Source organism: Roseicyclus marinus, from assembly GCF_030163795.1.
GTDB classification, from domain to species: domain Bacteria; phylum Pseudomonadota; class Alphaproteobacteria; order Rhodobacterales; family Rhodobacteraceae; genus Roseicyclus; species Roseicyclus marinus.
Map to the genome: position 1 here is coordinate 362,025 of NZ_JASJOF010000001.1, position 17,559 is coordinate 379,583.

Annotated in this window: 11 protein-coding genes; 3 read left to right on the forward strand and 8 right to left on the reverse strand. The window is 68.8% G+C overall.

Going from position 1 to position 17,559, the window contains the following annotated elements; all coding sequences use genetic code 11:
- Positions 1–14: 14 nt before the first annotated feature.
- Both QQK63_RS01935 and QQK63_RS01940 read right to left on the reverse strand, forming a co-directional pair.
- Positions 15–2,396, reverse strand: coding sequence for a hybrid sensor histidine kinase/response regulator (locus tag QQK63_RS01935; protein ID WP_277826454.1), 2,382 nt, complete (start codon positions 2,394–2,396; stop codon positions 15–17).
- 265 nt (positions 2,397–2,661) lie between these two features.
- A complete protein-coding gene (locus tag QQK63_RS01940; RefSeq protein WP_277826456.1) occupies positions 2,662–5,148 on the reverse strand; it encodes an ATP-binding protein in 2,487 nt (828 codons plus the stop codon).
- A 590-nt stretch (positions 5,149–5,738) separates the two neighbouring features.
- Here QQK63_RS01940 and QQK63_RS01945 point away from each other — a divergent pair.
- Positions 5,739–6,344, forward strand: a complete 606-nt coding sequence (locus tag QQK63_RS01945; protein ID WP_277826458.1) for a response regulator transcription factor — start codon at positions 5,739–5,741, stop codon at positions 6,342–6,344.
- Positions 6,345–6,364: 20 nt separating this feature from the next.
- Here the strand turns inward: QQK63_RS01945 and QQK63_RS01950 are convergent, their stop codons facing one another.
- The 4 genes from QQK63_RS01950 to QQK63_RS01965 form a co-directional block, all read right to left on the reverse strand.
- Complete coding sequence (locus QQK63_RS01950; protein WP_277826460.1) at positions 6,365–6,766, reverse strand: hypothetical protein; 402 nt, start codon at positions 6,764–6,766, stop codon at positions 6,365–6,367.
- 104 nt (positions 6,767–6,870) lie between these two features.
- The gene (locus tag QQK63_RS01955) at positions 6,871–7,506 is read right to left on the reverse strand and encodes a DNA-binding transcriptional response regulator (RefSeq protein WP_277826462.1); all 636 of its coding nucleotides are present in this window, start codon (positions 7,504–7,506) and stop codon (positions 6,871–6,873) included.
- 124 nt (positions 7,507–7,630) lie between these two features.
- Positions 7,631–9,928, reverse strand: a complete 2,298-nt coding sequence (locus QQK63_RS01960; protein WP_277826464.1) for a xanthine dehydrogenase family protein molybdopterin-binding subunit — start codon at positions 9,926–9,928, stop codon at positions 7,631–7,633.
- A gap of 62 nt (positions 9,929–9,990) precedes the next feature.
- The gene (locus QQK63_RS01965) at positions 9,991–11,166 is read right to left on the reverse strand and encodes a type III PLP-dependent enzyme (RefSeq protein ID WP_277826466.1); all 1,176 of its coding nucleotides are present in this window, start codon (positions 11,164–11,166) and stop codon (positions 9,991–9,993) included.
- A 129-nt stretch (positions 11,167–11,295) separates the two neighbouring features.
- Between QQK63_RS01965 and QQK63_RS01970 the strand changes: the two genes are divergently transcribed.
- A complete protein-coding gene (locus tag QQK63_RS01970) occupies positions 11,296–11,727 on the forward strand; it encodes an Lrp/AsnC family transcriptional regulator (protein ID WP_277826468.1) in 432 nt (143 codons plus the stop codon).
- Positions 11,728–11,743: 16 nt separating this feature from the next.
- On the opposite strand, the gene selD is transcribed toward QQK63_RS01970, so the two are convergent.
- Together selD and hrpB are read right to left on the reverse strand one after the other, a co-directional pair.
- Positions 11,744–13,876 (reverse strand): selenide, water dikinase SelD, encoded by a 2,133-nt coding sequence (selD, locus tag QQK63_RS01975; protein WP_277826470.1) that lies wholly within the window; start codon positions 13,874–13,876, stop codon positions 11,744–11,746.
- 75 nt (positions 13,877–13,951) lie between these two features.
- Positions 13,952–16,360 (reverse strand): ATP-dependent helicase HrpB, encoded by a 2,409-nt coding sequence (hrpB, locus tag QQK63_RS01980; protein ID WP_277826472.1) that lies wholly within the window; start codon positions 16,358–16,360, stop codon positions 13,952–13,954.
- Positions 16,361–16,555: 195 nt separating this feature from the next.
- Here hrpB and meaB point away from each other — a divergent pair, with 195 nt between their 5' ends.
- Complete coding sequence (gene meaB / locus QQK63_RS01985) at positions 16,556–17,551, forward strand: methylmalonyl Co-A mutase-associated GTPase MeaB (protein WP_277826474.1); 996 nt, start codon at positions 16,556–16,558, stop codon at positions 17,549–17,551.
- The last annotated feature ends 8 nt before the right edge of the window (positions 17,552–17,559 follow it).

The following is a 17,559-nucleotide window of genomic DNA, read 5'->3' on the forward strand; positions in this document are numbered from 1 at the left end:
GCCGTGTGTTCTTGTCAGGCCCGGTTCACCGCCTTGCGCACGGCCTGCACCATCTCCGCGCTCGAGACCGGCTTGGGCAAGACGGCGGCAAAGGCCGTTCGGTCCTCCATGGCCAGCATCTCGGCCCGAGCGGTCACCAGCACCGTAGGTATCGGTGGATCCAGCAGGGCGGCCTGCCGCGCCAAGGCAAGGCCGTCCATGCCCTGCATGTGCAGGTCCGTCACCAGCACCGAAAACATCCCCGGTGTCTCTGCCAGCATCTGCAGCGCAAGATCGGCGTCGGTTTCGCAATAGGCCGCCGCCCCCGCTGTCTCCAGCATCGCGGCAAGAACCATGGCCACATCGGGCAGATCATCGACGACCAGTGCTTGCGTCCCCGCCAGCAGGGACGGATCGACCGGAACACCTGCCGTCGGCTCGGGCTGTGCGCCTGCCTCTGGGGGCTCGGCCATGCGGGGCGCGGTGGCCGGCCAGGCGATCGTCATCGTCGTTCCGGTGCCGATCGCGGTGTCGATCCACATCGCCGCCTTGTTGTGTTGCAGGATCCGCGCCACGATCGGCAGGCCAAGCCCGGTGCCCCGCGCGCCCTTGGTCGTGAAATGATGGCGGAACATCCGGTCCCGCACATCGGCGGTGATGCCGGTGCCCGTGTCCGTGATGGTGAACATCACCACCTCCGTCTCCGGGTGGATCGGCACGCCCGCATCGGGGTGACAGCCGGGCCGGGCCGTTCCCGGCTCCAGTGCCGCGATATCGACCCTTGCGGGGCGATCCGGCGTTCCGGCATCGCAGGCATTCAGCGTCAGGTTCATCAGCACCTGAAGGATCTCCGTCGGATTGCCCCAGATCGGCAGGGGGAGGGCAGGCACCGCGACCCGCAGGTCGTGACGTTTGGCGCGCCCCCACCCGATCAGGTCGCGCGCCGCCGACAAAAGCGCGCCCAGATCCTGGTCCGACCGCGCGGTCTCGGGATGCCACAGCCCCTCCAGCCCGCCGATCAGGTCGCGCGACATGTCCACCGCGCGGCGCATCTGCGACAGGCTTGCGGCCACGTCGGCGTCCCGCGCGCCCAGCGGATCGAGCTTTTCGATGTTCCACAACACCAGCCCGATCAGGTTGTTCAGGTCATGGGCCAGCCCGCCCGCCACCTGCGCCACCGTTTCGCGCTGGTGGGCCCGTTGCAGCTCCTCGCGCAGGCTGGCCTGCGTTTCCTGTGCCTCGATCCGGCTTTCCTGCTCGGCGGTGATGTCGAAACTGACGCCCGACAGCGTGTGCGGGCGGCCCGTCGCGTCGCGGCCGTTGACCCCGGCAAAGACCTTGATCCAGCGCCATGCCCCCGCCGCGTTCCGCCGCCTGTAGATGCAGGTCGCCTGATCGATCTCGCCCGCCCTGATCCGGGCCATCGCATCACGGACGATGTGCCGATCCTCGGGATGAACCCCCTTCATCCAGGTGTCGAGGTGCTGCACGGGCGCAAGGCCGTGGCTCTGCGCCCAACGGTCGTTGAACACCGTCAATCCCGAGGGCAGATCGAGGCTCCAGACATAGGCCTGCGCGGCGTCGAGCACCCGTTCCAGCCGCTGCTCCGTCACCCGCAGCGGTGTGATGTCGACCATCACGCCTTCCCAGACGAACCAGCCATAACCAAGATCGCGGGGCACGGCATCCGCCCGGACCCAGCGGGTCTCGCCCCCGACGACCGTCCGCATTTCCCGCGAAAAGGCGGTGCGGGCACAAAAGGCCGCGCGGTGCGCCGCGATCCACGGCTCCCGATCCTCGTCCGGGATGCAATCCAGGACCGCCATGGGATCGGCCAGCACCCTGTCCCGCTCCACTCCCATCAGGTCGAGGAAATGCCGGCTTGCGAAGGTGAACCGTGCCATGTCCTGCCCCGGCTCCAGCAGCATGGTGAAGGCCCCGCCGGGCATATCCTCGGTCAGCGCATGGGCAGCCCGGTCCAGCGCGGCTTGCTTGGCGCGTTCGCGCGCCTCGGTCTGGCGCAGGCCGGTGATGTCCTGAAAGGTCAGCAAAACGAAATCGCCCTGCGGCGCGACCCCGATCTGCACATTCCGCGACCGGCCTGCCTTGTCGGTGATGAGGTGTTCCACCGGCGGCTGCACCCGCCCGGTGCGCCGTTGCGCCTCCACGATGGACCTGCAGCGCGCCAGCGCCGCCCGGCGATAGGCCGGGTCCGGATAGACGCGCGCCGCCCAAGATGCGAGATCGGGCACATCGCCCGGCGCATAGCCGAAAGTCGCGGTAAAGACCTCGTTCACGAAACAAACGCCGTTCTCGCCGCTCGGGTCATGGAGGGCCGCTGCGACGGGCAGGCCTTCGAACAGGGTGACCAACGGCTGCGGCAGGTCGAGGCAATCCAAAGTCTCGTGCGGTCTCATGAGCGGTCACTCCAACGGCACGGGGGAAGCGTGGCCCGAGCAACCACTCACCCGACCGCCGCAAACTCGGTCAAAACGGCTTTCTGATGCGCGGACGCAGCGGTCGGCTTTGCCGATCCTGCGTAGCGGCATCCCGGCCACGGCGAAATACTGATATTAGGATATATTTCACTCTAAAGTTTGGGTGCGGGCCGGGCTTTGCGCCCACGGGGGGGGGCCATGCTCCGGCCGCGCCGGGCAAACCATGCCCTTGCGCCGCCCCGCCTCAGCTTGCCGCGGTCTCCCGTCGCGCCTCCAGCGCCTTGTCCGTCTCCGCCGCCACACGGCAGGCCCGCGCCCGCGCCTCGTCCACTCCGGCCGCATCCCCCGCCAGCGCGGCGCGGTCGATCTGGTCCATCGCCGCGCCAAGTGCGCTGGCCCCGCAGGCTTTCGCAAGGCCCGAGGCCCGGTGCGCGATCTCCGCGACAGCGCTCAGATCGCCCGCCGCCCGCGCCGCCGCGATGGCGCCCAGCGCCACCTCGGTGTCCTTCCGCAGCGTCTCGAACAACTCACGCGCGAAACACGGTGCTTCGCTCAGCCAATCCACCGCCGCCGCGTCGATCACGCAAACCCCGCCCGGCACCATTTCCGGCGCTCCCGCTGCCGCGCGCAGATGTCGGGCCAAGGCGCGCGGATCAAGCGGTTTGGTCAGACAGGCCGCCATCACGCCGTCCGCGACCAACGCCTCTGCCGCGGCGTTGCGATCCGCGGTCACACCGACGATCACGGCACCCGCCTCATGCCCCGCCCCGGACCGGATCCGCCGCGCGGCCTCTGCCCCGTCCAGCCCGGGCAGCCGCAGATCCAGCAAGATCAGGTCGAAATCCCGGCTCTGCGCCTCGGCCACCGCCATCACGCCATCCGCCACCGCCACCACCTCCGCGCCCAGTGCCTCCAGCCGATGGGCGGTGACCCTGCGGATGATCTCCTGATCCTCGGCCAGCAGCACGCGCAGCCCCGCCAAGTCCGTGCCGTCACCCAGTGGCGCGGGCTCGGCGCAGCGGGGCAGGGGGATTTCGGCTGTAAAGGTCGACCCAAAGCCGGGGCGGCTCGTCACGCCGACGCGCCCGCCCATCGCCTCGGCCAGACCCCGGCAGATCGCAAGTCCCAACCCCGTGCCGCCCGGATCAAGCGCGCGGGTCGCCTCCAGCATCCCGAAATCCTGGAACAATTTTCCTTGGTCCTCGGGCGCGATCCCCACGCCCGTATCCGTCACCGACAAGATGACCTCGATCCTTTCCTCGCCCGCCGGACGCGCCCGCAGCGCCAGAACGATCTTGCCGTCGCGGGTGAATTTCGCGGCATTGCTGCCGAAATTCAGCAAGATCCGGCGCAGCGCCCCCGGATCGGCCAGAACCGGCCCGGTCTCGTTCAGGATCTCGACCGTGATCTCGTTGCTGTTGCGCCGGGCCAGCGGCTCCAGCATCCGGGCGGTTTCCCGCACAAGGGCGGCCGGATCGACGCGAACGGGCTGCAATCGCGCCTCACCCGTGCCGATCCGGGCCACGTCCAACAGATCTTCCAGAAGATCCAGCATGTCGTGGGCGTCGCGGCGGGCCCGTTCGATCAACTCTGCCCGCTCCGGTGCGGGCATGTCCCGCTCCAGCAGGTCCAGCGCGCCAAGCTGCGCGATCAAAGGCGTGCGCAATTCATGCCCGACGATCCCGATCAGCTTGGTCCTGCGGGCTTGCTCCGCGCGCAGGGCCTCGTTCAGCTTCGCTGTCTCGGCGGCTTTTGTCATGGCACGGTCGCGCGCCCGACGCGCCATCATCGTGCGGGTCCGGATCGTATCGCCCGTGACCAGCAACAGGATCGTTGCCAGAACCGACAGGGCGGGCCAGATCGTGCCAAGCCCCAGCGCCAAGACCGATCGATGCGGGGCCGAGACGGCAAGGCCCCAATGTGGCGCGGCCTCCAGCCTGTGGATGGCATGAACCCGGCGCAGTCCGACCGTTTCGTCATTTGCTCCGACCCACACCGCCGTCTCTGCCTCCGGCACAGCCTCGGCCAGCATCGCGGGCACCGGGGCCAATTGGTGGCGGTCGATATCCGCGGACCGCGCAATGACGCGCCGCGAGCCGTCGAAGATGATGGCCACATGATCGGGCGGCAAGGCATCCACCTGCAACAGGCCCGACAGATGCGCCATGTCGAAAGACAGGTAAAGCACCCGGTCCGTCGCAACACCGTCACCGGCGGGAACGCCCGTGGCCAGCGTCACGATCAGCGCGCCGGTGAGAAGGCTCGTGAACGCGTCCGAAACTGTCGGCTGACCGCTCTCCAGCGCCGCCTGCTCGGTAGCCACCAGCTCGGGATGGGCGGATGCCGGTTCGGTCACGGGCAAGGCTTCCCGCGATCCCGACCGCATCAGCGGCTCAAAGGATTGCCCGGCCGGTGCCAGCATGAACCAGACCCCGAACAACTCACCCACCCGCTCCGCCTCCGCACGCAAGGTGGGCAGGTCATCGCCCCCGACCAGCGCCTCGGATTGCGCGATGGTCATCAGCGCGGCCTTGTAGGCCCCAAGCTGGGTGTCGACCCGACCCGCCTCTGATTGCGCGAGCGCCTGAAGATAGGCGATCTCGCGCCTCTGCTCGGCACGACCGGCAAGATAGAGCGACACCGCCGCCGCAAACAGCGCGACCCCGAACAGGATGGCCAGCTTGCAGCATGACCTGCACCTCCAGCCCTGTTTTTCCTCCGCTCCGGCCACGCTCCCGCGATCCCCTGTCAAAACCCATACTGTCGGGTTGGAAAATCGTCACGGGTACAGTGTTCGGCCGAATGGCCCATCTTGCGTCTGCCGCCCCGCTCCGCTTCGGGGCTGTGTTGGTCCCTTGCCTCGGCCATCTAGGTCCGCGAGGCCGGTTGTCGGGGAAGATGACTGGCGCGCGTCTCCCTACCTTCTGATTGTATCGAAGGAGAAAATGCACAAAAACCGGTCGAAAGTCATCCTGACTTCCACCCCAATGCCGATTTTGTATAGCAATGGGCAATTATTTGCCAACCAACGGCACATATGCCACCAGAGTGTGTTGCGCCAAACTTTATATGACGATAGCGTTGCGGAGCGAATAGTCACCAACTCCCTTGGCTCTTTTGAGGCATGGGGACTTGTGCGAGGCAGGCTATGCCGCCCTGCGGTAGCGGGGCTCGGCAAGGCGCAGGATCTTTCGGGGTGGCCCCGGTCTTGCGCCTAGGCTATGGCCCGCAATCTGGGGGAGCAAGACCCAGACATACAGGTTGTTGCGTTTGTTTTGACCGGCTCGCGTGTTTTTCAGAGCAGCAAGTTGGAGCGAAACGATGAAAGTCCTGATTGCTGATGATCACGCGCTTTTGGCGCAAGCTATTTCCGACAGTCTGCGGCGGACCACGGATTTCGATGTGTCCATCACCTTTACGCTTCAGGGAACCCTCGACGAACTGAGCGTGACCGCCCACGATGTCATCTTGCTCGACCTGCGGATGCCCGGAATGCACGGCCTCGCCAGCATCACCGAGGTGATCGCCAAGGCGGGCGAGGGCAGCGTCGTCCTCTTTGCGGGGCAGGTCGATCGGCAATTCCTCGACGATGCCATCACGCTCGGCGTAAAGGGCTATATCCCCAAGACACTTCCGCTCAAATCGCTCGAGATCGCGTTGCGGCTGATCGCGACCGGCCAGACCTTCATCCCGCATACGGATAGCGCCGTCTCTAGCCCCTCCGACGAAAAGCGTCCGCCGCTGTCGGACCGCGAAATCCACGTGCTGCGGCTGGCCGCCGATGGCGAGACCAACAAGGAAATCGCCCGCGAAATCGCCAATACCGAAACGCAAGTCAAAATGATTATGCGCAACATCTGCATGAAGCTTGCGGCCCGCAACCGCGCCCATGCCTGCATCATCGCGCGCGAACGCATGCTGATCTGAGGCCGCGCCGCCCCGGCCGTTCAGCTGCGCTTCTGGCGCAGCCTCGGCCGTGGGTGGCGTTCGGCTTGCGTCAGCCAATGCCGCACGAACCCGCGCAACCGCGCGTCCGGTCCGTCCTCCGCCCCGGTCTCATCAGCGATCCCGGTCTCCGGCTCCGCCGCGGCCAGCACCCATGGCTCCGGCCATATCGCCTGCAATTTCGCGGCAATCACATCGACGATGCGCAACCGCATCGTGGCCCCGATACCACGGGTGTGAAACAGGCTGTAATAGGCGTCCTCGGGGTTCTCCAAGAGCCGCGTCAGCGAATATTCCCTGAAGAAATCCGAATTCAGAACGCTCGGCCGGATGCCCGCAACCCGGGCCTCCTCGCCCAGCAACGCCGAAAGCGGCAGGTCCATCTGGTCAGCGGTGCAAGGCACGGCGCGCGTCCTTTCATGTAGCGGCACCGCGCCTGGATCGGGGCGGTGCGGGTGGCCTGCGCCTAGGCCGGGCTTCGTCGCGTCCCGCAAGGGGGGCGGCTGTCTCAATGCGGTAGATAAACGGGCTGGATCGGATCATTGGAGGGCACGCCGGTCTGTGCGGCCCGTCGCTCCGACAGCTCTGCAAGACGCGCCATCATCACGCGGTGATTGGTCAGCGCCGCACCCAGCGACAGCGCCAGTTGCGGCCGCGTCACCGGCAGGCGGATGCTTGCATCCGCGATCATCGCCCGCTCGCACGACAGGTCCAGCCGCGCGAAGGTCACCGACCCCATGACGATGGGCAGATCTGGCGCATCCATCCGGAATTGCGCCAAGGCCGTGATCGCCGCATCCAGATCGACGAAATAATCGATCCCGATCACCACGATCGCGTCTTCGGAAAACTGCGCCGCGCGATCCTTGGCATCCGGCAGGCCGCTGCACAATTCCACGCCATGCGTGTGCTGATCCAGCCATGTCGCATGTTCGAGGATCTGGCACATCGGATCGGCCACCAGCATGATCCGCCGCTTGCACACCTCCGAGCCGAGGATATGGGCCGCTGCGCTCTGCGCCACGCCTGTGGCCGGACCCGAAGCATGACGTTCCAGCGCGCTGTCCTCGGCCTCGGCGGTTTTCCCCGCACGATCGCCTGAAAGCGCACTCACCCAACCCTTAAGGCCGTACCAAAGTGCCATGTTCGTTCTTCCTGCTGCTCGGTCGTAACCATGCCGGAACAAGAAGTTTTCCGCGACACATCGGAAGATCGAACGCCAACCTTCGCGCCCGCCCGCAGACCGCGCCCGCTGCCCTGTCGGGTCGCTATTCGGCGGCGATGCGCTCCGCGTGTTGCAACATCTCCCAGACCCGCGCGGGCGTGAACGGCATGTCGACCTGCCGCAGGCCCAGCGGCCAAAGCGCATCCTGAACCGCATTGGCGACGGCAGCCAGCGCGCCAACGGTCCCCGCCTCGCCGCACCCCTTCATGCCCAGCGGGTTCGCGGTCGACGGCACGGCCTCGGTGTAGAAGGCGATGAAGGGCGTGTCATCGGCGCGCGGCATCCCGTAATCCATGAAGGTCGCCGTCAGCAACTGGCCCTCGGCGTCGAACACGACATGCTCGGTCAGCGCCTGCCCGATCCCCTGTACCACGCCACCATGAACCTGCCCCTCGGCCAGCCTCGGGTTCATCAGGTTGCCGAAATCATCGACCACCGTGTAGCGGTCGATCCGCACCACCCCGGTGTCGCGGTCGATTTCCAGTTCCGTGATATGGCAGCCGTTGGGATAGGACCGCCCCGGCAGGGTCTGCGTCTCGGTCACCTGCACCAAGTCACCGCGCCCGGCAGCCCGTGCGCGCCCCGCCGCCTCGATCAGCGTCACCACCACGTTCGATCCCGGCGCGCGGAACACGCCTTCCTCCGCGTCAAAGGCGATATCGGCCCGGTCCATGTCCTCGGCCAGAAAGGCCGTCAGCCCCGTGATCAGCGTTTCGGCCGTGGCGCGCATCGCCATGCCCTGCACCGTCACCGACCGCGACCCGCCCGTGCCGCCGCCATGGGCGATCAGGTCGCTGTCGCCCTGCACGATCTCGATGCTGTCCAGTGGCAGGCCCGTCTGGTCATGCAGTAGCTGCGCATAGACCGTCTCATGCCCCTGTCCGTTCGACTGCGTGCCGACATAGACCTTTGCGCCGGTCTGCGTGATCTCGATGGTCGCGGTTTCCGACGGATCGCCCAGAATGCTCTCGATGTAATAACACAGGCCCAGGCCACGCAGCTTGCCCTCTGCCTCCGATGCTGCCCGCCGCTCGGCGAACCCTGCCAGATCGGCGCAAGCCTCCGCGCGCGCCAGAACCCGGTGGAAATCGCCCACGTCATAGAGCTCGCCCGTCGCGCTGCGATAGGGGAATTGCGCGCGGGCGATGAAATTCCGCCGCCGCAACTCCAGCGGGTCCACCCCCAATTCGCGCGCCGCGAAATCCATCGCGCGTTCCAGCGCATAGATCGCCTCGGGCCGCCCGGCGCCGCGATAGGCGTCGATCTGGGTCGTGCTCGTGTAGATGCCGCGATTGCGGAAATGATAGGTCTGCACGTCATAGGTGCCGGTCAGAACCTTGGAATAGAGCGAGGATTGGATGTTCATCCCGAAATTCGATGGATAGGCCCCCATGTTCGACAGGCTGTCGGTGCGGAACGCCACCAGCCGCAACTCGGCATCGAAGCCCAGCGTGGTCGTCACGATCAGGTCGCGCCCGCCGTTGTCCGACAGCATGGATTCCGTGCGCTCGCCCATCCAGCGCACGGGGTGGCCCAACATCCGCGCGGCTTGCGCCACCAGCAGGTTCTCGGGGTAATTCATCCCCTTCATCCCGAACCCGCCGCCCACGTCCGGGTTGGTCACGCGGACCCGATCCTCGGGCCAGCCCAGCCATTTGGCCAATTCGCCCTTGGTGCCCCAAACCCCCTGACCGTTGACCGCCAGATGGATGCGCTCGCCCTCGGGCTCCGCGTAGCAGCCGCGCGGCTCCATGCTGTTCACGATCACCCGGTTGTCGTGGCTCGTATGGGTCACGACATGGGCCGCACCCGCCAAGGCCGCTTCCGTCGCCGCCGCATCGCCCATGGCGAAATCATAGGCCACGTTGTCGGGCGCCACCTCGTGCAGCACCTCGCCCCCCGGCGCGATGTCGAGCTTGGCAGGCCGGTCATCCAGTTCCAGCACGATCAGTTCGGCGGCATCCTTGGCTTCTGCCAGCGTTTCGGCCACGACAAATGCCACGGGTTCCCCCACGAACCGCACCCGTCCCTCGGCCAGAATGGGGCGGGCGGGCAGGGGCGGGCGCGATCCGTCGCCGTTCTTGACGGGGGAATATTTCATCGCGTTCTTCAGCCCGGCCTCGGCCAGATCCGCCGCTGTCAGGATCAGGTGAACGCCCGGCGCTTCCCGCGCCTCGGACACGTCCAGCGCGGTGATGACGCCATGCGCCGCCGTGCTGCGAAAGACAAAGGCATGCAGCGCATGCGCGGGCGCGATATCGTCCACATAGCGGCCCTTGCCGGTCAGAAACCGCGTGTCTTCCAACCGGGTCACCGGCTGGCTGGTCCCGAACTTGCTCATCGCTTGCGCCCTTTCTTGTGCCCCTGCCGGGACAGGCGCGTACGCATGTCCCCGCCGGGACACTAGGCGCGTGGGCGGTGGTGTCCAGTGCCGGCCGGCTCCTCCAATGTCCGAACGGTGGCCAGCCGCAGGCCGCCATAGCCGTTGAACCGTGTGACCGTCGCCGTGGAATAGGCCCCCATCCCGTCGATCAGCAGGTAATCGCCCTCCTCCATGTCGCAGGGTAGGGGCACCTTGCCCGGCAACCGGTCAAGGCTGTCACAGGTCGGCCCCCAGACCAGCCTGTCGCGCGGCGCGCCGGCCCTTGCCCGTCCGTCCGGGGCCATCACCCGGATGCGGTCGGTCATGCCCATCAAGGGCTGTTCCGCGAGGGCGCCGTAGATCCCGTCGTTCAGATAGACCTCGCCCATACCGCGCAGCGATTTCACCCGCAGCGCAAGGCTGACCGCCTCGGCCACCATCGCCCGCCCCGGCTCGCAGACCAGCGCGGGCGCGTCCGTGCCGAAAGCCTCTCGCGCCGCCGCCCCGATCCGCGCGAAGATCGCGTCAAGCGGGGCACCCTCGCCCCGCATCCGCCGCGACGGGAACCCACCACCCACGTTCAGCCGCGCCAGCCGCACCCCGGCCGCCCGCGCGATCTCGCCCGCCGCGTGGATATAACTCGCCCAAGCCTCGGGGTCGGTGCATTGCGTGCCGGGATGAAACGTCAGGGCAGGGCGGAACCCCGCCCGCGCCACCTCGGCCAATAGCGCCACGGCCTCCTCGGGCGTCGCGCCGAATTTCTCGCCGAAATCATAGGCCGCGCCCGTGACCGCCAGCTTGAACCTGACCGCGATCTCCGCACCGCGGGGCAGGGCCTCGGCCAGCTTGCGCCACTCGCCCGGATGATCGACGCTCCACGACGCGACACCCGCGGCCACCCCCGCGGCGATCTCGTCCCGCGACCGTACCGGGTTGTGGTAGTGCAGCGCCGCCTCGGGGCTCAAGGACCGCACCAGCGCGATCTCGGCAGGCGAGGCCACGTCGAACCCCGCCACCCCCGCCGCCATCAGGTTGAGCAACACCGCCTCCGCCGGATTGGCCTTGACCGCATAGGTCACCATCCCCGGGAACCCGCGCAGGAACCGCCGCGCGCTGTCTTGCAACACCTCGGGCGACAGGAACAGCACCGGCTCGTCGGGCGCCTCCGCCACAAGGTAATCCCGCGGGCTCCGGTGCAGCGGCCGTGTCTCGCTCATGCGCCTGTCCTTTGTCTTGTCGCTCCTCCCCCTCAGCCTGCCGCCAATTCCGGGCGATTTCTCTGGTCACTCTGCACGAAATGCCCGATCATCTTGTCATATCGACGAAACCAATGGCGGAATGCCCCTATGGACGATCTCGACCGCGATATCTTGCGCCTTCTGGCCGGTGACGCCCGCATGTCCGTCGCCGTCATCGCCCGGCGGCTCAAGGTCGCCCGCTCCACCGCGCAGGCCCGCCTCGAACGGCTCGAAAGCTCCGGCGTGATCGCGGGCTACACCCTCCGGCTGGGCGAGGCGCTCCGCCAGGGCCGCATCCGCGCCAGCGTGCTCCTCTCCGTCGATCCCCGCAGCCAGCCCGCCATCCTCGCCCGCCTCAAGGCCGTGGCCGAGGTCGAACGCATCCACACCATTTCCGGCCGCGTCGACCTGCTGCTCGAGGTGGGCGCGCCCACCACCACCGCGCTCGACGCCATCCTCGACCGCATCGGCGAGATCGAGGGCGTCCGCTCGTCGGAAAGCCTCATCCACCTCTCGACGAAACTCGACCGCACCCTTTGACGGGCGCGGCCCAGCCTCAGGAAAACACGATCCCCGGCGCTGCCGTCACCACCCCGATCTGCGCCGCGTCGAACCCCGCCGCCATCAACTCTGCAACCAACGCCTCGGCCCGCTCCTCCGGCACGGCGGCCAACAACCCCCCCGCCGTCTGCGGATCATAGACCAGATCGCCCAGCGCCCCCTCGGGCACGGTAACCCGCCCCTCCAGCGCCGCCCGGTTCTGCGCCCAAAGGGTCGAGTGTACCCCCAGCCCCGACAGCCGCAGCGCGCCTGCCAGAACCGGCACCTCCTCCAGATCCACCTCCGCGCCCACGCCGGATGCCGCGCAGATATTGCCCAAATGCCCGGCAAGCCCGAACCCCGTCACATCCGTCATGGCGCGGGCATGGGGCGACAGGATCGCTGCCGCCGAACCCTGTCCCCGGCCCATCTGCGCCCAGACCGCGGCCACCTCCGCCCCTGTCGCCAGCATCCGCATCTCGCCCGCCAGAACCACGCCGGTTCCGATCCCCCGCGTCAGGATCAGCGCATCGCCCGCCTGTGCCCCCGCCAGCGTCACCGGCTCGCGCTCCAACAGCCCCGTCACCGTGAACCCGATGGTCAACTCGCGACCCATCGAGGAATGACCGCCCACGACTGCAACGCCCGCCTCCCCGAAAACCACGCCCGCCGCTGCCATCACCTCGTCCAGCCACGCGCCCTGCATCCTCGCCACCATGCGGGGCAGGATCACGTTGGCCACGGCCGCCTGCGGCCGCGCCCCCATGGCCCAGATATCGCCCATGGCATGAACCGCCGCCGCCCGCGCCACGAGGGCCGGATCTTCGGCAAAACCGCGCAAGTGATCGGTCGAGATCACCTGCCGCGCGCCCCCCACCTCCAGAACCGCCGCGTCATCGCCGGGCCGCCCGCCAAGGATCCCGGTCAGGGCCCCCGCACCCAGCTTCGCCCCGCAGCCGCCGCAGGGCGCAGGGCCCGCCATCTCGCGCGCGACACCCTTGGCCGCCCCATCGGGCGCGCGCGGCCCCGCCATCGCGGGCAGATCGCGCAGGCCCTCCATGAAGCGCGCGTCGATCCGGTCCTTCCAGCGCCACATCGCAGGCCCCGCCACCACGAACCCCGCCTTTTCCGCCAGCGCCACCTTGCCGCCCAGCGACACGAGCTTCAGGAAATCGCGCTGCGGCCGAAACCGCCGCCGTTGCGCCCCCACCAGATCCGCCCGCAGGTTCCAGGCCAGAACCGGGGCTGCCCGCACGGCGAAAACGCCAGCCTTGGGCCGCGGCGCATGGCTCAGATACACGCAATCGCCCGCGCCGTAGATCTCGGGATGACTGATCGAGCGCAACTGATCATCGACGACCATGTAGCCGTCGCGCATCTCCATTCCGCAATCCGCCAGCCAGCCATGCGGCACGGCGCCGGCCGCCCCCACCACCAGATCGGCCTCGACCACGCGCCCCCCGTCCAGATGCACCGCGCCAACCTCCACCCGCACCGGGGCCGCCCCCTCGGCCCGCGCGATCCCGTACCCCTCCATCGCCGCGATCAACCGCCCCCGCGCCGGATGCCCCTCCAGCACCGCGCCCCGGTCGATCACGCAAACCTCCGCCGCCCGGCCAAGCCCCCGCATCCGCTCGGCCATGGCCATGGACAATTCCACCCCCGCGATGCCGCCCCCGATCACCGCGATCCTTGCAGGGCCTTCCCCCTTGCAAAACGCCGTCCAGCGATCCGCGAAAGCGCCAAGCGGCTTGGCCGCCACCCCATGTTCGGCAAATCCCGGCAGATCGGCCATGTCCGAGGTGATGCCGATATCGACCGACAACAGGTCATAGGCGAGGGGCGCACGCCCCGGCACCGACACGCGCCGCGTCACCGGGTCGATCAGGTCGACCGCCCCGAGAATGATCCGCGCGCCGGCAAACCGCGCCAGCCGCACAAGGTCGATTTCCAGATCCGCGCGGCTGTAATGCCCCGCCACATGCCCAGGCAACATGCCGGTATAGGGGGCAGAGGGTCCGGGGTTCACCAGCGTCACCCGCACTCCCGGCACGGGCCGCATCCCCCAGCGCTTCAACACCAGCGCATGCGCATGCCCGCCCCCGACAAGAACCAGCTCCCTGACCAGCGGCACCGACCCGTCGCGCATGTCCGTCCTTCTCTGTTTCCCAAATATCCCGGGGGAGTCGCCAAAGGCGACGGGGGCAGCGCCCCCAACACCGGCCTACCCCCCGCGCGGCTTCGCCCGCAAGGTCGCTTCCGCCGCACGTGGGTCCTCGGGCCAGGGGTGGCGCGGGTAGCGTGCGCGCATCTCCTTGCGCACCTCGGCATAGGACCCGTCCCAAAATCCCGGCAGATCATTCGTCACCTGCACCGGGCGCGATGCGGGCGACAGCAGTACCATTTTCAACGGTACCCTGTCCGGTCCCACCACCGGATGGATCGTTGTGCCAAAGACCTCCTGCAACCGCAGCGCCACCTCCGGTACCTCGCCCGAATAATCGATGGGAATGGCGCGGCCCAGGGGGCTGGTCCATGTCGCGGGCGCCAGCCTGTCGACCTCCGCCATCGCCTGATGCCCGAGCCAAAGCCTCAGCGCTTCGGTCGGATCGAGCCGGCCCAGATCGGCCGCGCTCCGCTCCCGCGTCAGCCATGGCGCAAGCCAATCCTCCAAACCCGCCAAAAGCGCCGCATCCGAGACATCGGCCACGCCCGCCACCGCGACCCGCGCACGCAGCAGTCGCGCCTTTTCGCTCCAGTCCAGCGCCGACAGGCCCAGGTCGCGCACCCCTTCGATCAGCGCCGCGATGACGGCCTCGGGCGGCGCATCGCGCCAGACCCGATCCTCCAGCACCAGCCCGCCGAACCGTTCCTGCTGGCGTGCCTCGACCCGGCGATGGCGCTTGGACCAATGGCAATGATCGACCCAAGCCATCCGATCCGAATAAAGCGCGCGCAGCTCCGCCTCGGACAGGGCCACGGCCTGCCGCACCCGCGCCTCCCGCCTGTCGCCGTCCAGATCGGTGGCCACGATCAGGCGTTGCCCGGCCAGCCCGTCCCCCTCGGGCAGGATCGCGCCCGCACCGCCCGACAGGACATAGCGCGGGGCCTCCCCCGACCGCCGCAAGCCGATCCGGTCGGGATAGGCCAGCGCCGCCTGCGCCCCCGGGGACAGCCGCTCCCCGGCCTCGTAGCGTTTCAGCCGCTTCGCCTCATCCCGGATCTGCGCCACCGCGCCCCGGTCGGCCCCCATCCCGCCTGGATCCTCCAGCGCGCGCAGCCGCAGCATCAGGTCCGTCCCCTGTCCCCTGAGCGGATCACGCGCCGCCAGCAGCGCCGCCATCCGCGCCGCGCCCGGCCCCCCCGTCAGCACCATATGCCCAAGCCGGGGATGCAGCGGCAGCCGCGCCAGCGCCCGCCCATGCGACGTGATCCGCCCCTCCGCATCCAGCGCGCCCAGCTCCCCGAGCAGCGCGCGTGCCTCCGCCAGCGCCCCCTCGGGCGGCGGCGTCAGAAAGGCCAGCCCCTCGGCCCCGCCCCAGATCGCCAGTTCCAGCGCCAGCCCCGCCAGATCCGTCGCGGCGATTTCAGGGGGCGGAAAGGCGGGCAGCGCGCCTTCCGCGCCCTTGGTCCACATCCGGTAGCAGATGCCGGGTGCCACCCGCCCCGCCCGCCCGCGCCGCTGATCGGCCTCCGCCCGGCTGACCGGCTCCGTCACCAGCCGTGACATGCCCGTGCCCGGATCGAACCTTGCCCGTCGCGCGCGCCCCGCATCGACGACCACCCGCACATCCTCGATGGTGAGCGAGGTTTCCGCTATGGCTGTGGCCAGCACCAGCTTGCGCCCCTTGGTTGCGGGCAGGATCGCCGCGCGCTGATCCTCGATCCGCATCGCGCCATAAAGCATGTGGAGCGCCACATCCCCCGGCACGGCAGCCTGCAACCGTGCCGCCACCCGCCGGATTTCCCCCTCTCCCGGCAGGAACACAAGGCAGCCCCCCTCCGTCGCCGCCATGGCCTCCAGCACCAGATCGGCCACCGCATCCTCCAGCCGCCGCTCCTTCGGCACAGGCCGCTCCAGATGCCGCGTCTCGACCGGATAGGCCCGCCCTTCCGACGTCAACAGCGGCGCCTCCCCCAGCATCGCCGCCACCGGCCCCGCATCCAGCGTCGCCGACATGACCAGCAGCGCCAGATCCGGCCTGAGCGCCTGCCGCACCTCCCACGTCAGCGCCAGCCCCAGATCGGCATTGAGCGAGCGTTCATGGAATTCGTCGAAGATCACGCAGCCCACGCCCGGCAGATCCGGCCGATCCTGCACCATCCGCGTCAGGATCCCCTCCGTCACCACCTCGATCCGCGTTGCCTCCGACACCGCGCTCTCGCCCCGGATGCGGTAACCCACCGTCCCCCCGACAGGCTCCCCCAGCATCTCCGCCATCCGCTCCGCCGCCGCCCGCGCCGCCAGCCGTCGCGGCTCCAGCATCACGATCCGCCCCGCCACAAGGTCCATGAGCGCCAGCGGCACGCCCGTGGTCTTGCCCGCCCCGGGCGGGGCCTGCAGCACCAATCGCCCCTCACGGGCAAGCGCCACCTTCAACGCGGTCAGGATATCGTCGATGGGCAGGGCCACGGGCGCTCTCGTCCAGTCTTACGCGCCTCCACCTGCGCCACGCCCGCCCGCCCCGTCAACACGCAAATCCCGCCGCAGCGGGGCAGGGGCGCGGCATCCGACCTCGGCAAGCGGGCTGGACAGGCACGCGCGCAACCGGGCAGAACACGACAGGCCACGCGCCCCACGGCCCCGGACCCGAAAGACGACCCCCCGATGACCCAAGCGCCCCCTACCGACGATCTCGCCTCCCGCATCCTCGCGGGCGACCGGCGCGCGCTGGCCCGGGCCGTCACACTGGTCGAAAGCACCCGCCCCGATCACCGGCAGGACGCCACCGCCCTGATCGAGGCTTTGCGCAAACCCACCAAGGATCTCGGGCGGCAGGCGCTGCGCATCGGGCTCTCGGGTACGCCGGGGGTGGGCAAATCCACCTTCATCGAAACCTTCGGCATGGCGCTGGTCGAGGGGGGCTTGCGCGTCGCGGTCCTTGCCGTCGATCCCTCCTCCTCCCGCTCGGGCGGCTCGATCCTCGGCGACAAGACCCGGATGGACCGCCTGAGCCGCGAACCGGCCGCCTTCATCCGCCCCTCGCCCTCGGCCACGCATCTGGGCGGCGTCGCCCGCCGCACGCGCGAGGCCGTGGCGCTCTGCGAGGCGGCGGGCTTCGACGTGGTGCTGATCGAAACCGTGGGCGTCGGCCAGTCGGAGACCATGGTGGCGCAGATGTGCGATGTCTTCGTCCTCCTGCTCGCGCCGGCGGGCGGCGACGAATTGCAGGGCGTCAAACGCGGCATCATGGAAATGGCCGACCTCATCTTGGTCAACAAGGCCGATGGCGATCTCAAGCCTGCGGCCACCCGCACCGTCGCCGATTACGCGGGCGCGCTGCGGCTCTTGCGCAAACGCCCGCAGGACCCCGAGGGTTTCCCCAAGGCGCTGCCCGTCTCCGCCGTCACCGGTGACGGTATCGCCGGCGCATGGGCCGAGGTGCAGGCGCTGGCCCGCTGGCGCAAGGATCAGGGCTGGTGGGATCACGCCCGCGCCGCCCAGGCCGTCCATTGGTTCGAGGAAGAGGTGCGCGAGGGTCTCCTGTCGCGCCTGCGCCGCGACCCCGACCTGCGCCGCGCCATGGCCGACCATGCCGAGGCCGTGACCGAGGGTCGCCTCACCCCCGACGCCGCCGCCGCCGCAATCCTCGCCAAACTGTAGGGTGGGCA

Bases quoted from the DNA above. Each gene is read 5' to 3' on its own strand.
- QQK63_RS01955 (WP_277826462.1), bottom strand. From the start codon at position 7,506: ATGGCACTTTGGTACGGCCTTAAGGGTTGGGTGAGTGCGCTTTCAGGC.
- QQK63_RS01960 (WP_277826464.1), bottom strand. From the start codon at position 9,928: ATGAGCAAGTTCGGGACCAGCCAGCCGGTGACCCGGTTGGAAGACACG.
- QQK63_RS01970 (WP_277826468.1), top strand. From the start codon at position 11,296: ATGGACGATCTCGACCGCGATATCTTGCGCCTTCTGGCCGGTGACGCC.
- QQK63_RS01945 (WP_277826458.1), top strand. From the start codon at position 5,739: ATGAAAGTCCTGATTGCTGATGATCACGCGCTTTTGGCGCAAGCTATT.
- meaB (WP_277826474.1), top strand. From the start codon at position 16,556: ATGACCCAAGCGCCCCCTACCGACGATCTCGCCTCCCGCATCCTCGCG.
- QQK63_RS01935 (WP_277826454.1), bottom strand. From the start codon at position 2,396: ATGAGACCGCACGAGACTTTGGATTGCCTCGACCTGCCGCAGCCGTTG.
- selD (WP_277826470.1), bottom strand. From the start codon at position 13,876: ATGCGCGACGGGTCGGTGCCGCTGGTCAGGGAGCTGGTTCTTGTCGGG.
- QQK63_RS01965 (WP_277826466.1), bottom strand. From the start codon at position 11,166: ATGAGCGAGACACGGCCGCTGCACCGGAGCCCGCGGGATTACCTTGTG.